At 33.8% G+C, this 17760-nt stretch carries 11 protein-coding genes and 1 tRNA gene; 9 read left to right on the forward strand and 3 right to left on the reverse strand.

What is annotated here, in order from left to right; genetic code table 11:
* The first annotated feature begins 226 nt into the window (after nucleotides 1–226).
* Together ftsZ and PHV37_04675 are read left to right on the forward strand one after the other, a co-directional pair.
* Nucleotides 227–1423 carry a cell division protein FtsZ gene (gene ftsZ / locus PHV37_04670; protein MDD3237372.1) on the forward strand — a complete coding sequence of 399 codons (1197 nt, stop codon included), beginning with the start codon at nucleotides 227–229 and terminating at the stop codon, nucleotides 1421–1423.
* A 156-nt stretch (nucleotides 1424–1579) separates the two neighbouring features.
* Nucleotides 1580–3211, forward strand: a complete 1632-nt coding sequence (locus tag PHV37_04675; GenBank protein ID MDD3237373.1) for a hypothetical protein — start codon at nucleotides 1580–1582, stop codon at nucleotides 3209–3211.
* Here PHV37_04675 and PHV37_04680 read toward each other — a convergent pair.
* Nucleotides 3208–6045: a pitrilysin family protein gene (locus PHV37_04680; GenBank protein ID MDD3237374.1), complete on the reverse strand. Its 2838-nt coding sequence runs from the start codon at nucleotides 6043–6045 to the stop codon at nucleotides 3208–3210. The genes PHV37_04675 and PHV37_04680 overlap by 4 nt on opposite strands.
* A 114-nt stretch (nucleotides 6046–6159) precedes the next feature.
* Here PHV37_04680 and PHV37_04685 point away from each other — a divergent pair, with 114 nt between their 5' ends.
* Nucleotides 6160–7842, forward strand: coding sequence for a glycosyltransferase family 39 protein (locus PHV37_04685; protein MDD3237375.1), 1683 nt, complete (start codon nucleotides 6160–6162; stop codon nucleotides 7840–7842).
* Nucleotides 7843–7871: 29 nt separating this feature from the next.
* A complete protein-coding gene (locus PHV37_04690) occupies nucleotides 7872–9557 on the forward strand; it encodes a glycosyltransferase family 39 protein (protein MDD3237376.1) in 1686 nt (561 codons plus the stop codon).
* Nucleotides 9558–9734: 177 nt separating this feature from the next.
* On the opposite strand, the gene PHV37_04695 is transcribed toward PHV37_04690, so the two are convergent.
* A tRNA-Leu gene (locus PHV37_04695) sits at nucleotides 9735–9823 on the reverse strand.
* A 289-nt stretch (nucleotides 9824–10112) separates the two neighbouring features.
* On the opposite strand from PHV37_04695, the gene rny reads away from it, so the two are divergent.
* The 5 genes from rny to ppdK all read left to right on the forward strand — a co-directional run bounded on the left by rny (nucleotide 10113) and on the right by ppdK (nucleotide 16809).
* The gene (gene rny, locus PHV37_04700; GenBank protein MDD3237377.1) at nucleotides 10113–11618 is read left to right on the forward strand and encodes a ribonuclease Y; all 1506 of its coding nucleotides are present in this window, start codon (nucleotides 10113–10115) and stop codon (nucleotides 11616–11618) included.
* A 100-nt stretch (nucleotides 11619–11718) separates the two neighbouring features.
* Entirely contained in the window at nucleotides 11719–12546 is an 828-nt protein-coding gene (locus PHV37_04705; GenBank protein MDD3237378.1) for a TIGR00282 family metallophosphoesterase, read from the forward strand.
* A 4-nt stretch (nucleotides 12547–12550) separates the two neighbouring features.
* Nucleotides 12551–13414, forward strand: coding sequence for a PHP domain-containing protein (locus PHV37_04710; GenBank protein MDD3237379.1), 864 nt, complete (start codon nucleotides 12551–12553; stop codon nucleotides 13412–13414).
* The gene (locus PHV37_04715; GenBank protein MDD3237380.1) at nucleotides 13386–14054 is read left to right on the forward strand and encodes a hypothetical protein; all 669 of its coding nucleotides are present in this window, start codon (nucleotides 13386–13388) and stop codon (nucleotides 14052–14054) included. The genes PHV37_04710 and PHV37_04715 overlap by 29 nt, the downstream gene beginning before the upstream one ends.
* An 85-nt stretch (nucleotides 14055–14139) precedes the next feature.
* Nucleotides 14140–16809: a pyruvate, phosphate dikinase gene (gene ppdK, locus PHV37_04720; GenBank protein MDD3237381.1), complete on the forward strand. Its 2670-nt coding sequence runs from the start codon at nucleotides 14140–14142 to the stop codon at nucleotides 16807–16809.
* An 87-nt stretch (nucleotides 16810–16896) separates the two neighbouring features.
* Here the strand turns inward: ppdK and PHV37_04725 are convergent, their stop codons facing one another.
* Entirely contained in the window at nucleotides 16897–17565 is a 669-nt protein-coding gene (locus tag PHV37_04725) for a prepilin-type N-terminal cleavage/methylation domain-containing protein (protein MDD3237382.1), read from the reverse strand.
* Nucleotides 17566–17760 lie beyond the last annotated feature (195 nt).

The raw sequence follows: 17760 nt of genomic DNA on the forward strand, positions 1-17760 counted from the left end.
TTTGTTATTCTTGTAATCATATGATGTTTTTGTATATGTTTTTTTATTAAATTTCTATAAAATTTTTTGTAAATTTCTTTACTATTTTTCTTATTTAAAATACTATGTAGTTAGTTATTTTATGAACAAGATTATTTAGGTAACCTTATTAAAGAATAACCTTTCAAGTCGAAAATGGATAGATATCGACAAAAGATGTACAAGTAACAAAAAGAGGGTCATATTAGTGGAAAATTTCGGACCAGATATTTTCGGAAGAAAAGACAGTAAAGAACAAACTTCCGCATCTATTGCAGCACAAGGGTTATCAAATGCTGCTAACATTAAAGTTATAGGTGTCGGTGGCGGTGGCGGAAATGCCGTTAACAGAATGATAAAAGCCGGATTAAGCGGTGTTGACTTTTGGGCTATGAATACTGATGCTCAAGTTTTAGAAATGTCAACTGCTGACAATAAAATCCGTTTAGGAAATAAATTAACAAGCGGTTTAGGTGCAGGCGGTGACCCGTCTGTAGGCGAAAAAGCTGCTGAAGAAACAAGAGATGATATCGTTCAAGCACTTGATGGTGCTGATATGGTTTTCGTTACTTCCGGCATGGGCGGTGGTACAGGTACCGGTGCAGCTCCTGTTGTCGCTAAAATCGCAAAAGAACTCGGTGCTTTGACTATCGGTGTTGTTACAAAGCCGTTTAGCTTTGAAGGTAAAAGAAGAATGAATCAAGCTCTTCAAGGTCTTGAAAAATTAAAAGAAACTGTTGATGCTTTGATTGTTATTCCGAATGATAAATTATTAGAAGTTGTTGAACGCAGAACTACAATGAGAGAAGCTTTCCAAGTAGTTGATGAAGTTCTTTTAAGAGGTGTTCAAGGCATATCAGATATCATTACAGTCCCCGGTTTAATCAATGTTGACTTTGCCGATGTAAAAGCTGTTATGCAAGCTTCAGGTTCAGCATTAATGGGTATCGGTCGTGGTACAGGTGAAGGCAGAGCTATGGAAGCTGCTAAACTTGCTATCAATTCACCATTGCTTGAAACTTCAATTAACGGTGCTTCAGGTATCATTATGAACGTCACCGGTGGTCCTGATATGACATTGCATGAAGTTACAGAAGCTGCTCAAGTTATTCATGATGCAGTGCTTGATGATGCTATTGTTACTTTCGGTTCTGTAATTGATGATAGAATTCAAGGCGAAATTCAAATTACTGTCATTGCGACAGGTTTTGAATTGAAGGGTTCTACTCTTACACCGACTAAAAAGGTTGAAGAACCTGCTGTTAAACCGATTAATGTTGCAGATTTCTTCTCAGGTTCAGCGTCTTTTAATGCTGCTCAACCTCAACCTGCAGTTCAAGGACCTAAGGCTACTCAAGAATTGGCTACAAACATTCTTGATATTCCTGATTTCTTGAAAAAATAGCAAACACGAACTGAGGCTGAAAGTTTTCCGATGAGGAAAACGGAAACTCCGTTAAACGTGAGTGTTAAAGACAGCCAATACTAAATAAAATTAAAAAAGCTCTCGAACAGGGAGCTTTTTTTAGCAAAAATATTTTTTATAAGTTTTTCATGAAATATGGTGAATAGTGTTTCTGCATATAATCTAAAATCTCCATATCTGAAAAATGTATCGTTTAAAAGTATAGGCAGTTTGCCTGTTTTAAATGGCGGTTCAGTTGCACAATATAGCGGTAAAAGCTTTAATTTTAACGGACTTGAAATCCTTGCAAAAAACAATATTGCGTTAACAAATATCTCGTTTAAAGGGAGCAATTATGACGCAAGACAGGTTTTGTCAGATTTGAATAGCAGATTGATTGATGTATCAGCTGAGGAAATCGATGAAATAATTGAGTCGCTTCCTGCACAAGATGAAAAACTTGGTTTGAAAATTTTGAACAAGGGTTCTCAATATGGAAACTTTCAATCTTTAAATGAGTTCTATGACGGAGTAGAGGCTCAAAAAATATCAGGAAGAACCGTTTACGAGGTGCCGAATTATTCTAAAGTAGGTATCGTTTCGACATATAACTATTTGAATAAAAAGGGTGCTTTTGTGACTCCAATTACACAAAGAGCGTGTGCTTCTGATGTATTTGCACAAAAAAGCGGTGCGTTTATTGTTGATAAAAATGTTGTTGAAGAATTGAAAGAAAACCCCGGGCTAGTAAGACATATAAAGGAAAATGATTTTTTGTTGTTATATCCTTACGGTTGGGATGAGGGTTTTACTGCCTTTAATACAGGGTCAAAGGAACATTTAGAAGAAAAAGTCCTTAGTTCCATAGCTCTTGCAAAGGCTAATATTGAATCTGGAATGAGTGAAGATGAGGCTATTGATTTTTCTTTGAATCACTCTGTCAAAAAGGCTCTTGATAAACTTGGTATTGGGGATAAATTGCTCCCTGTGCAGAACAGAAAAGTTATTGAAAAAAAGGCACTTTATTCAGATAGTATTGCGGAGAATTTTGCTTCAAAAAAAATGGAAATGAGCGATTTTGAGTCATCGCTGCCTTCAAGAGCTCCATATTCAGACGTTGCATTAGATTTATTGGCAAATGATGCAAAATTAATCAGTATTAGAGAGCTTGCTCTTATGGCTGAAAAAATGAATGAAAATCTTTTGAAGCTTGCCGATGAAAAAAATATTTCTCATAAGCAGATATATTATATGTTGCCATTGAAAAACAAAAGCTATTGCCTTATCGCAAATCAATACCAGCAGGTCAATGATATCCCTTCTGGGCAATTTATATACGGGTTAAACTCTGTTCCGAATAATCATCAAAAAAAGCTGGTTGTGTTGTTGGATGATTATGCCGGAAGTGGCGACAGTATGAGAGAATTTTGCACTTATTTCAGGAATGAGTATAAGGGTGAAATGGTTTTGGCACCTTATTTCGCAAATGGAATAGCTTCGTATGTTTTGGGTAATTATGTTAAAACAAAAGATGATAAATGTACTTTTTTACCTGCCAAAAAATTGGATAGCTATTATAGAAAAAATGAATATACAGAGTCTTACAAAGATAAACTGTGGGCGTATAATTCTTTAAAAGGTTCAAATAGTTGGGGCGGAACAGAGGAAAGTTTGGTTCTTCCTTATATGGCACCTGATACAAACATAGAGTTTTTTGCTCGTAAAATTGCTAAGCATTATACGCTGAATTCTGCAGGTGTGAAGTATGAACCGCACACAAATATTTAATCGGCAGTTTTATTCAAATTTAAAGACTCGATGGTTTTTTTGCTTGCAACAATTGATGTAACAGGTGCATCTTTAAAAATGTAATTTGCGGTATTTTGAATATCTTTGATTGTTACATTGCCAATTGCGTTGAAAAGTTTTTCCGTATAGTTTTTTCCATAAGGGGTTAAACAGGTAGAAGCAAGATTTGCATATTTAGAGCTTGATGTTTCTAAATCATTTAAAATATCATTTTTCAACATTAATTTTGCTTTTTGAAGTTCTGCTTCAGTTACTTGTTTCGTTTTCAACTCATTTATGTGTTTATCAAATCCTGCAAGTGCTTTCTTTACGTTCTCAGGAGAGGCTGTTGGGTCATTGGGGTCATCAGTCGTAGTTTGGATATTCAAATTAATAGTTCCTGTATCGCCGATATTATCATTAAATGAGGAAACGTGATAGGCAAGTTTTTGAGATTCTCTAAGGTCTGTAAATAATCTTGAACTTGCACCGCCACCAAGTATCGTGTTCAAAACTTTTAATTTTGCTTCATCTTCAATATTGCGATTATTCTTATATTTATACGTTTGAAGAACATCAGCTTGTGCATTTTCTTCTGTATCCGTTACAATTTGTGGTTTCGAATTTTGGGTATAAGTTTTTTCGATATTATAATCAATGGGTTTTAAAGGTTTAATATTTGCGTATAAATTATTCATATATTCTGTAAAAATATTTGGATTTTCATCAGTTGGTGCCGTTAATGTAGCATGTGCTGATGCATTTAAAATCATTTTATTGTAGACATTGACTAAGTCATTTAATGTCATTTTTTCAAGTTCTTCAATATTTTTTTCCGTGGATTGATATATTCTTTTATTCGGGAACATTATCCTGCCGGCTTTGTCAGAGGGGGATTTGTATTGGTTTTTTAAATTGTCTAATTGTTCTTGTTTTGCTTTTTCAAATTCTTCTTGAGTAAATCTGGGATGGTTTAATACCTCATGAGATAAATTGAGAATTGTTTGCAAATCTTCTGTAGGGCAAGATGTCATAACTAAAATCCCATCAGAACCGACGACAAATGAAATGTCAGAAGATTTGTCATCTAAAATATTGGTAAACGCACTTATATCTTTACTTGCTGTCCCCTTGTTTAGTAATGAGTTAAGCATATTTATTTCAGGATTACTTAAGTTTAATTCATTTGGGGTAGCAAAAGTAATTGTTGACTTTGCTAATCCGTCTTTTTTAGGTAAAAATGATACGGTCGTGTTATTTAAAAGTGTATATTCTTTTACATCTTTATATATATTTGCTGGAGAAGAACCTGTAATTGAACCCTTGAAACTTACGTTTTGAGAATTAGCATTTTTATAGTTGGATTTTAATTGCTCATTAGTCGTAGCTGCAGGGTGTACGACACTTATAGATGTTTTATTTAAGTCTAAATAGTTCTTTATAAAGTTTTGAATATCAGATGTATCAATGCTGTCTAAAATTTCCTTGTAATTAGACAATTGAGTTGTATTGTTGTCAAGTAGAGATTCTCCTATATAATCGTTTATGTAGGAAGATTTTTCAAAACATGATGAACGATTAAGCTTTATTTTGTTTACAGCGTTTTTAATTTCGTCTTCTGTCGGAGGATTTGTTTGGAGATTTTGTAATTCATTATAAATGATTTTGAGTCCTTTTTCTGATTTTTCTTCAGGAGCATCCATCACGAAAAAAATTCCTGTTGGGTCAGATGGGTTATTCCCGATTTTTTCTGTATTTAAAAAAGCCCATAGTTGTTCTTTGTCCAACGCCTTTGTAAGACGTGAGTTCATATTGTTAGTCAATATATAATCGAGAACTTTTAATGTTAATTGAGCCTTTGTGTCATTACTTGGAGGACCTGCAAACCCCATAACCATAGATGTTTTAATGGCATTTGCTTTTTTTATGTCAACTCTTTTGGTCGATTGTATCGGGGTAAGCTCTTCGTGTATTCTTTTCATAGGTTCAACGGGGTTTTGTTTGTTAAAGTTCTTAGCAACAAGCTCCATTGTTTTTTCGGGGTCAACGTCACCTGTTATAACAGTGATGGCATTATCCGGAGTGTACCAAGTGTTGTAATAGTTTACAACATCTTCTCGTGTCAAAGAGTTGATATTTTTGATACTTCCTGCAACCATATCCTCAGAGGTTGAATTGATTTGAAATAAATTTTTAAGAGCTATGTTTTGAGTAGTGTTATATGCATTGTCACTGTACATAGTTATTTCAGATGTAACAGGTCCTTTTTCCTTGATTAATTGGTCTGGGGCAAATTTTGGATTTTGAACTTGGTCGGCGTGGAGTTTTATGATTTCGCCCAAAGTTTCATTATTGAGAAGTTGGGATTTGATATAGTAGTTTGTTGTATTATATCCTGTTGCAGCATTGGTATAGGCTCCCATATCAGCTACTTTGTGGAAGAATTCTCCCGGGCCGATTTTGTCTGTTCCATTGAATAGATTATGCTCAATATAATGGCTTATTCCTCTAAGATTATCGGGTTCATTCATAGAGCCGACGTTGAAATAGGTTTTAACAATTGTTGGACCTTCTTTGGGTAAAATCGCTACTTTTTGTCCATTTGCCAGTTTGTATAAATTCATATATTTTTCGGTTTCAGGGATAAAAGTTTCTGATATTTTCGTATAAGAAATAGGTGTTTTTAGTCCGATTTGAGCTTGAGCTATAGGGTTAGATGATAAAGATGTTATTTGCGGTTTTTGAGCATCAGAAGGTTTGGCAACAGAGCTTGCCGTATCGATTAAGTTGCCTTTGAAATTTATTCTGTTTAAATAGTTTTGATTTATTTCCATAGCTTAAATTTCTTATATATTACATGTAAAACTTAAAAACACTAAAAATTTCCTTATTTTAATATGTAATCTTAATGTCTTGCAATATTGCATAACTTATACTACGCTTTTAATATGGATTTTGTTAAAAAAGAATATAAGTCTTTAATCGTTATAATTTCTGTTTTTATTTTGTGTGTTATTTGGCAAATGTATAAGACTGCAAATTTTTATGTGGATTTTGGCAGAGAGGCTTATTATCCTCAGGCTATATTGAACGGTGAGCTTTTATATCGGGATATTTTTAATAATTACGGACCTTTTTCTTATCTTTATAATGCTTTTTTATATAAATTATTCGGCTCAAATCTTTGCATCTTATATTTTTCAGGTTGTCTGAATGCTCTTTCAATCGTTATTACTTTATTTATAATAGCGAGAAATTTTTTATCAAAAAGGGTTTCATGTGTTTTTAGTATTTTTATTTTGATTTTTTGTTGTTTTGGTATAAGTTTTATGAATTATATCATGCCCTATTCTTATGCTATGGTTTACGGGTTGAATTTTTTCTTAATTTCCGTTGCTTTATATTTGAAATATATTGATAATTTTTCAGATAAAAAATATTTATTTTTAGCTTTTTTATTTGCAGGATTGGCCGTCGCAAATAAATATGAGTTCGGATTGTATTTGTTAATGCTTATCGGCGGACTTTTTTGGCGAAAAGAAAATCTTAAAAATAGCATTGTTTGTATCGGCTCTGCGTTATTTCCGAGTTTAATTTTATTTCTTTTTCTTTTTTATCAAGGTTTAACTTTTGATAATTTATTGTTTTGGTCACAGCATATTTTTGCTTTTGCAACAGCTGAGGGGGTCAAAAATGCTTATGGCGAAGGCTTGACGCTTTCAATTGGAGGAATGCTTAAAATTATTTTTAGTGTTTCGTTGTTGATTTGGCTTGTTTCAATTATTACTTTTATTGTCAGATTAATGTCTGCTAAATCTTTAAAATATGCACTACCGGCTTATGTTTTGACAGGTTATGTGTTTATAATATTGATGATAAATAAATGGAGCTTTTTTCTATATTTATTATTGTCAGGCTTGTGCATAATCGTGACGATTTTGATGTTTGTTAATATAAAAAAACTTTTGAATTATCCGAAAATTCTTTTCCTTTCAGCATCGGCGTTATTGATTTCCTTAAAGTCATATTGGCTTTTAAATACGTTTGCAGGTTACGGGAAGTTTTTTGTTCCTTTGTTATTACTGGCGGGATTAGTTTTAATTCGTTATTCTTATATAAAAAATGTTGAAGCTGAAAAGGTATTCAATCAAGTTTGTGTTTTATTTTTAATTTTTTATACGATAGGCGTTACGCTTATATATCAAGCTACTTTGGCACAGAAAACATATCAAATAGAAACGCCCAGAGGCAAGTTGCTTGTAAATAAGACTGATTACAATGCTTTTAGTGGAGTCATTTCATATTTGCAACAAAATGCTAAAGCTTCTGATAAAGTCTATGTTCTACCAGAGCCTGCATTGGTTAATTTTTTAACTGATACAAAGGCAAATTGCACATATAATGCTCTTACTCCCGAGTTTATTGAAGCATTTGGCGAAGATAAAATAATAAAAGATTTTGAAAAGTTGCAACCTGAATATATAATTATGCAAAATTCAAGTTTGAATAGGTATTCTTATATATTTGGTTTTGACTACGGGCACAAACTATATATGTGGGTATTTGCGAATTATTCATTAGAAGGGTATGTCTTGTCTGATACAAATATGCTTTTTTTCAAGAAAAAATAATGTAAAGTACACTTGTTGAAAGGGTTGAAATGACATTTATAAAAAAAGAATATAAAGCAATTTTGTTTTTTATGCTTTTGATGGTTATAAATATTTGTATTTTTAATCATAAGTTTTTGGATATTATCTATTCAGATATTGGAAGAGAAGCATATTTTGCCCAAGAGATTTTAAACGGGCAACTTATGTACAGAGATTTTTTCAATAATTATACGCCTTTTAATCATTTGTTTTTAGCGTTAGCGTTTAAAATATTTGGAATTCACCTTGATACATTATTCTATCTGGGCTGTATTAATGCGTTATCAATAATTTTGTTACTGTATTCAATTGCCAAAAGGTTTTTGAGTAGGATGACTTCCGTTCTTTTTTGCGTATTTATTATGGAGTTTTGTGTTTTTCAAGCTACGGCAGTGAATTTTATTATGCCTTATACCTATGCAATGGTTTTCGGTATAAATTTTGCATTAATCTCTATTGTTTCATATTTTAATTATTGGGAGAATCCTGACAAAAAAATATTTTTACCAATAGCTTTTTTATCAGTAGGGTTGGCAATATCAAACAAGTATGAATTTCTATTTTTGTTATTGTTGCTCTTAGTAGATATGCTTCGCCGAAAAACTTCAATAAAAGATATTGGTTCAATGATAGCTATTACTTTTTTACCTTTGATTTTGCTATTAATCCTTTTATTTTATCAAGGTTTAACTTATTCTGATATGGCAAATTATCTCAATTTTTCTATAAAGTATGTCAATACTGATGCAATGAAAGAATTCTATTCGGGCTTAACTCTTTTCGATTTTAAGATATTTGTTATGACACTCAAGTCATTTTTAATTGCTTCATTGTTAGGGTTTGGCTCATATTGGTATGGGAAATTCATATCTAATAAATCAAAATTTGTTAAAATAATAATGACATTTGGACTTGCTTATATTTTTTTGTTAGTTATTTTTAATCATAGCTTGTATTTTAGACTCTATTTTTTCAATTTCCTACCGGTAATGTTGTTTGTTCTTGCTCTGATTAAGGCAAAATATATTTATAAAAGCACTTCATTATTTATATTTGTCGGGTTTTCTATTTTATTTTCATTGAAAACATTTTGGTCATTGTCGACAACATTTGGCTATGGTCAATATACGTTACCTTTTATCTTATTATCAATAATAATTCTATTAAAAGAATTTTATATAAAAGATGTTTATAGGAATAAAATATATAAAAATACAACTATATGGTTTTTTTCTATTTATCTATTTGCTTGTTTTATAATTAATCTTCACATCATAAATGCAAGAACATATAAAGTAGAAACTCCGAGAGGTATATTTTATTCTATGCCTACAGAAGGGAAAATGTTTGAAGATTTGTTTTCGTATATCAAAACTCAAACAAAAAATTCGGACAAAATATTGGTTTTCCCTGAAAGTGACTTGATAAATTTTTTAACAGATAGGCAAAGTGACGGAAATTATTGCGGTATGAAACCGGAGCTCGTCGAAGCTTACGGCGAAAAAAATTTAATCCAACATTTTCAAAATGAACCCCCCGAGTATATAGTTGTTATAAATTATTTCTTCCGCTCTGAAATTATTTTTGGATATGATTATGCCAAAGATTTCTATAGCTGGATAAAAGATAACTATACTCTTGAAAAAGTATATCAAGGTAAATCGATAATTTTGATTTATAAAAGATGGAATTAGCTAAAGGTTTAATTGAGCAATAAACAAAAAGACCCAGCAAAATGGTAAGTCTTTTAAAGTGGAACACTCCTGCCAGACTTGACAAAGCGACTGAAAGTTGCGAACAACAAATTGAGTTCAACGCCCCTAGTGCCTTAATAAACAAAAAGACCCAGCAAAATGCTAGGTCTTTTAAAGTGGTGCCCTGGGCCAGACTTGAACTGGCACTAGGGGTGAGCCTAATTGGATTTTAAGTCCAACGCGTCTACCGGTTCCGCCACCAGGGCTCCTCTTATGTAAAATATAGTATAAAAACAAAATTCTGTCTAGTCAAATATTATTTTTATCTTCATATCTAAAAGGTAATTAAAAAAAATCCTTGTTAAAAGCACTAAAAATGTGCTAGAATAACGTCAGTTATTACAGAAAAATATTATTTTTTATATATGAATTTATAGTTATACAGTTTAATACAGAAATATCCTACTCTAACATGCCCCCAACGGCGTGTTTGAGCAGATGTGTATATAGTGAAGAACGAGGTATAGGACAATCGAAAACTTAAATCAAATAAGTATGCTTTTAATCATTGTTGTGATTGCCTTGGTTGTCGCTCTTATTTTTGCATTTAGTAAGGTCAAAAAAGTAGCAGCAGAAAACCAAAAATTGGCTAGTGAAGACAAAGAAAAAGAAAACTTAATTAAAAAAGAAGCTATGATTGCGGCAAAAGAAGCACTTCATAACGAAAAAGAAAAGTTCATTGAAGAAACCCGTGAACGCAGACAAGATTTATCCAGACTTGAAAGTAAATTGGCTAAAAAAGAAGATACGCTTGAAGATAAAATCCAACAAGCTACCGATAAAGAAAGCCAAATGCAAAGAAAAATGGATGAACTTGATGCTAAAGAAGATTACTTAGCTGAACTCGTCGCAAAACAAATTGGTGAACTCGAAAGAATTTCCGGCATGAGCTCTGAACAGGCAAAACAAATTCTGCTTGATCAATTAAAACAAGACCTTCAACAAGAAGCTAATCATTTGATTAGAGAAAATGAAAATAAAATCAAAGAAACTTCTAATGAAAAAGCGAAAGAAATTTTAACAACAACTATGCAAAGATGCTTGATTGACCAAGTCGTTGAATCAACTGTTGCCGTTGTTAATTTGCCGTCAGATGAAATGAAAGGGCGTATTATCGGTCGTGAAGGTCGTAATATCAGAACTTTAGAAACCCTTACAGGCGTAGATTTGATTATTGATGATACTCCTGAAGCCGTTGTTTTATCAAGCTTTGACCCTGTAAGAAGGGAAATTGCTAAGCTTGCTCTTGAAAAATTAATCGTAGACGGTCGTATTCATCCGGTAAGAATTGAAGAAATGGTCGAAAAAGCAAGAGAAGAAATTGAACAAAAAATTAAACAAGAAGGTGAAAATGCCGCTCTTGATATGGGCGTTATGAACTTGAACAAAGAACTTGTTAAAACTTTAGGTCGTCTATATTACAGAACAAGCTATGGACAAAATGTTTTAAAACACTCTTTGGAAGTCGGACATATTGCTGGCATGATTGCTGCTGAAATTGGTGCAAATGTCTATATCGCAAAACGTGCAGGTCTTTTGCATGATATCGGAAAAGCAGTTGACCAAACTCAAGAAGGTACTCATATTGAACTAGGCGTTGAACTTGCCAGAAAATATGGCGAAAAAGAAGAAATCGTTCATGCAATAGAAGCTCACCATGATGATGTTACTGCAAATTCAATAGAGGCAGTCCTTGTAAAGCTTGCAGATGCTGTATCAGCAGGACGTCCGGGTGCAAGACGTGATACTCTTGAAATTTATATCAAAAGACTTCAAAAACTTGAAGAAATCGCCTCCAGCTATGAAGGTATTAAACAATCCTTCGCAGTACAAGCAGGACGTGAAGTCAGAGTTGTTGTTCAACCTGAAAAATTTGATGATTTGGCAAGTAATAAACTTGCAAGAGATATTGCAAAACGTATTGAAGATGAGTTGGATTATCCGGGGCAAATTCGTGTAACTGTTGTTAGAGAGACTCGTACAACAGAGATTGCAAAATAAAATTAATATGGCTATGATTTCATCTTAATCATAGCCATATCATTCAGTAAAAAAATATAGAGAATATCAGGGTCGTAAAGGACGGCTGTTAACAGAGCTAATGGCACAAAAAATAAAAATATTATTTCTAGGCGATATCGTGGGCAAAGCGGGGCGACTCGTTGTTCGTGATTATCTTGCAGCTTTACCTCAAGATGGTAGGCCTGATTTTATAATCGCAAATGTTGAAAATGCTTCCCATGGCTTTGGACTTACTGAAAAAAACTATAATGAACTGCTTTCTTATGGGATAAATTGTTTTACATCAGGTAATCATATTTGGGATAAACGTGATATATTCAGCTATATTGATAAAGCTGATATCCTAGTCCGTCCATTGAATTACCCGGAGGGGACAAAGGGTGTGGGCTCTAGAATTTTTGAAATTAATAATTGTAAAATAGGTGTTATTAATTTGCTTGGTCGCACGTTTATGACTCCAATGGAATCGCCGTGGACTTTGATAAAACCTGAAATGGAAAAAATAAAAAAAGAAACTCCTATAGTTTTTATAGACTTTCATGCAGAGGCAAGTGCTGAAAAAATATGTTTTGGAAAATATTGTACCGAATTCGGTGCAACAGCGGTGGTCGGAACTCATACACATGTTCAAACTGCTGATGAAACAATTATAAATGATTGTTGTGCATATATTACAGATGCGGGTTTTTGCGGTGATGCTGAAGGTGTTATTGGTATGGAGTATGAAACGTCTTTGAAAAGATTGGTTACTTCTCTTCCTGAGAGATTTGAAGTCGCAAAATCAAATGTGTCACAGCTTAACGGTGTTTTAATTACCGTGGATATTGAAAGCGGCTGTGCACAAAATATTGAAAGAATTAATTTTAAAAAAAGTATTGATGAGGTAAATGATATTATGAAAGGGTAAGAAAGTGAAAATCGATTTGCACGTCCACACGACATACTCAGACGGTGCTTTTTCTCCGGAAAAAATCATCGACACAGCACTCGATGTGGGCTTAGATGCGTTAGCCATAACGGATCACGACAATGTCTTGTCGTACAATATGGCAACAGATTATGCAAAAAAGATAATTCCAGAGGGTTCTAAAAAACCTTTAGAAGTAATTCCTGGAGTTGAAATTAACACACTTTATAAAGGCTATGAAATCCATATTTTAGGTTATTATATGGATTTGGAGAATGCTGATTTTCAAAAATTATTAAAAGTTCAACAAAATGCTCGTATTAAGCAAACTAAAGAAATTATTTCCTTGTTGCATAAAAAAGAAGGTATGCATATAAGTTTTGAAGATATTAAAAAATTAGTTGCTCCCGGTGGAAGTATCGGTAGGCCGCACATTGCAAAAGCTATAACTTTAGCCGGCGGAACTATGAATGTTATTGAAGCATACAACAAATATATCAACGATGCTTCAAGTGTTTATGTCCAAAGGAAAACTGTTTCACCGCATGACGCAGTTGAAATAATTTACGACGCAGGTGGTATTCCTGTTTTTGCACACCCGTTTGACGTTGATATTGCAGAAGTTTTGACGAAAGAACTTATGAATTTCGGTTTGCGAGGAATAGAGGCTTATCACCGCAAACATTCTCCTGCCATGGTTGAGTATTATTCAACTATTGCAGAACAATTGGGTTTGATTATCACGGGAGGTTCTGATTTCCATGCCCCTAATCCAAATAACGGAAATATTATTCTCGGGAAAAACTTTATCCCTGAATGGATATATAATGAACTTAAAAATGAAAAGAAAAGATTGGACATGGCTTAAAATGACTAAAAATGCTTTTACAATAGCAGAGATAATAATCGCTCTATTCTTGCTCGTTGTCGTTGCATCAATATTTATTCCATTGAATATTACAAACGTTTCACAAGCTGAAAGAGTTGCAAAATGGAAAAATACCTACGAGGAAACTAAATATTCGATTTCTGCATTGAAAGCCGAAGAACCTGAGGTATTTAACGAGTTAAGTACATTAAGTTCTTCAGATTCTGCGAAAGCATTCTCAATAATCAAGCCATTTCTAAATGTTAAATACGATTCAAATTCATTGAAGGATTTGAAAAAATACCGTTACAAGTACCTTAACGGGACTAAAGTTAAGGAAAATTCACATTTCTACGTTGACCAATTTGCAATACTTAAAAGCGGTGTTATAATCGGATTTAAGTTAAACAATAATAAATCTTTTTCGGAAAATTCTCCTAAAGCAATCATGTTATTTGATGTAAATGGGATAGAAAAACCAAATAGAATCGGAAAAGATATATTCGGGGTAAATATATTCTCTGATGGGGTTGAGCCATTCGGAGAAGGTAGGTCTAAATCTATAATAAAAGTTAATTGTTCGCCGGTTGGTTCAGGAGTGATGTGCTCCAAATATTACCTCATCGGTGGTAATTTCTAGTTTATGGATGAGCATGTTTATGATAAATTTAAATGGTCTTTTTTATAAAAAATAAAGGTATAACAACGATTAAGGAGAAAAACACATGACACAAAAACGAGTATGGTTATTTAAAGAAGGCGACGCTACAATGCGTAATCTCCTAGGTGGTAAAGGTGCTAACCTTGCAGAAATGACAAACCTTGGTTTGCCTGTGCCTCCAGGATTAACTATTACAACAGAAACTTGTATGGATTATATTAATCACGGTAATAAAATGCCTGTTGGATTGATGGATGAAGTCAAAAAGGCTTTAAAAGATGTTGAAGAAAAAGCCGGTAAAAAATTCGGCGATTCTAAAAATCCTTTGTTAGTTTCAGTTCGTTCAGGTGCAAGAGTTTCAATGCCCGGTATGATGGAAACTATTTTGAACTTAGGTTTGAATGATGAAACTGTTGAGGCTATGGTTCAATTAACAAATAATCCGAGATTTTGCTATGATTCATATCGCCGTTTCTTAACGATGTTCGGTTCTGTCGCTTGGGAAATGGATAGACAAAAATATTTTGAATCCGAAGTAGAAAAAGTTAAAGAAAAAGAAGGCGTATCTTCTGATACTGATATTTCAGCAGAAGGTTGGAAGTCTTTAATCCCTATTTATAAAAAAGTTATTAAAGATGTAACAGGAAAAGACTTTCCTCAAGATCCTTATGTTCAATTAGAAGAAGCTGTTGAGGCAGTATTCAGATCTTGGAATATTCCAAGAGCAATCGCATACAGAAACATGAACAAAATTGACCACAACTACGGTACAGCAGTTAACGTTCAAACAATGGTATTCGGTAATATGGGTGATGATTGTGCGACAGGCGTTTCATTCACTCGTAACCCTGCTACAGGTGAAAATAAATTCTACGGTGAATATTTGACAAATGCTCAAGGTGAAGACGTTGTTGCCGGTATCAGAACGCCAAAGCCTATTGCAGAACTTGAAACAGAAATGCCTGAATTATACAAACAATATGTTGATATTGCGAAAAAATTAGAATTAGGCTACAAAGATGTTCAAGATATGGAATTCACAATTGAACGTGGAAAATTATGGATTCTTCAAACTCGTAACGGTAAGAGAACTGCTACTGCTGCAGTAAGAATTGCAGTTGAAATGAAAGAAGAAGGCATTATCTCTAAAGAACGTGCAATCGAACTTGTTGACCCATATTCAGTAAATCAAATTTTACTTCCTTGCTTTAATCAAAAAGCTTTAGCTTCTGCTAAAAGAATTGCTCAAGGTGTAAACGCTTCTCCTGGAGCTGCTGTAGGTAAAATCGTATTTGATACAGAAGAAGCTGCTGAACGTGGTGCAAACGGCGAAAAAGTTATCTTGGTAAGAATTGAAACTTGTCCTGATGATATTCACGGAATGGCTGTTTCTCAAGGTGTTTTGACACTTAGAGGCGGAGCTACTTCTCACGCTGCAGTTGTTGCAAAAGGTATGGGTAAACCATGTGTTGCCGGCTGTGAAGATATGAAAATTGACCTTGAAAAAGAAACTTTGACAGGTCAAGATGGTACTGTTTACAAAAAAGATGATGTTATTTCTCTTGATGGTGGTTCCGGTATCGTTATGGCTGGTGCTGTAGAACTTACAGATGCTAAAATCGATGAAAACTTTACAAAGTTCTTCAATTGGGTTGATGAAACAAAAAGATTGGTTGTAAGAGCTAATGCTGATACTCCTGCTGATGTTGCAAAAGCATTAGAATTGGGAGCTAAAGGTGTTGGACTTTGCAGAACTGAACACATGTTTATGGATCCTGACAGACTTCCTTGGGTTCAAAAAATGATTATTGCAGATACTCCTGAGGCAAGAAAAGAAGCTTTAGACAAATTGCTTCCTATGCAATACAATGATTTCTATAAAATGTTCAAGGCATTGGGTGAATTGTCAATGACAATCAGATTGTTAGACCCACCGCTTCATGAATTCTTACCTTCAAAAGAAGAATTGATTGCGACTGTGGCTACTAAAAAAGCTTTGAAACAAGATTATAAAGCAGATGAAGAAATGCTTGAAATCGTTGAAAATCTTGCAGAATCTAACCCAATGATGGGATTGAGAGGTTGTAGATTAGGTTTGACTTATCCTGAAATCAATGAAATGCAAGTCAGAGCTATTTTCTCTGCAGCTTGTGATTTGAAAAAAGAAGGCTTGAATGTAAAACCTGAAATCATGATTCCATTGGTTGGTCATGTTAATGAGCTCAAAGAAGCAAGAAATGTACTTGAACGTGTTGCTCGTGAAGTTATGGTTGAAAAGGGCGTAGATGTTGAATATATGTTCGGTACAATGATTGAAATTCCACGTGCGGCATTAACTGCAGACCAAATCGCTGAATATGCTGAATTCTTCTCATTTGGTACAAATGACTTGACTCAAATGACATTTGGTTATTCTCGTGATGATGCGGAGGGTAAATTCTTGAAGAGATACGTCGACCAAAAAATTCTTCCATCAAATCCATTCCAAACACTTGACCAAGAAGGCGTTGGGCAATTGATGAAGTTGGCTCTTGATAAGGCTCTTCCAGTTAGACCAAATCTAAAACGTGGTATTTGTGGTGAACACGGTGGCGACCCTGAATCAGTTAAATTCTGTGAAAGAATCGGTTTAAACTATGTTTCTTGTTCACCGTTCAGAGTTCCTCAAGCAAGACTTGCGGCTGCTCAAGCTGTCATTGAATGCAAAAAGAACAAAGAACTTTGTGCTAAATAAATAGTTATTTAGTAAACGTTTAAAAGCCCTGAGTATTATGCTCAGGGCTTTTTTATTGGTTTTGTAAATTATCAGTGGTGGTTATTTTTAGCCTGGACTGCATGAACCATCAGGATTTGTTCCATATTGGCAATTTGGGTTGCTACCTCCTTGGCTAGGCATAGTTCCTTTGCAGATATCAGAGTCTTCCCCGAACATCAGGCATGCGGCAGGACCTACGGGAAAAACACGTAGATTTGCACTGTTACCTCTTATAAAAAAAGCATATTCATCTTTTAAGTCTTCAATATCAGTTGTCATTTTATTTGGTTTCCTTTCTCCATTGACATCAACGAAGAAAAGGCCCTCTATAAATAAATATGTCATTCCATCGGCACCAATTACTGCTTTATTCCATCCCATGCTTTCAAGATCTTCGGCAACCTCCTCGCTAGTTGTTTGATTATCTTCATCATTATTACTATTAATAAAATCAGTAACACCGTTTAACATTGATTTACAGGCTGTATTACTACTACAGGATTCTGTTGAAGATATATTCATTTCCGCAAGTATTTGTTCAAGGTTGTTTATTGAGCCATTTTTTGTTTGAGCCAGAGATACTGCTTGAGATAAGGTGGTATATGCTTTTTTTACCGCAGTTTTAGTTTCTTCTTTATTAGTATTATTCAGTAAAGACGGTATTGTCATTGCCGCTATTACGCCAATGATTACGAGTGTAATTAATACTTCGGCCAAAGTGAATGCTTTTTTCATAAAATATCTCCAATTGTTGCTAAATTTTAATATTATCACCAATTTTGCATAATGTCAAAATGGGCGATTATGTTTTTATCAGTATGATTAACAATAATATTATGGATATAGATTATATAAAAAAATTTGCCGAATATTTAAAAATGTCTGAAAAGGATGCCTTTTAAAGGCAGATGGAGTTTTTCCATCTAATAT

The organism is Candidatus Gastranaerophilales bacterium (assembly GCA_028693235.1).
GTDB lineage: Bacteria > Cyanobacteriota > Vampirovibrionia > Gastranaerophilales > Gastranaerophilaceae > JAQUVW01.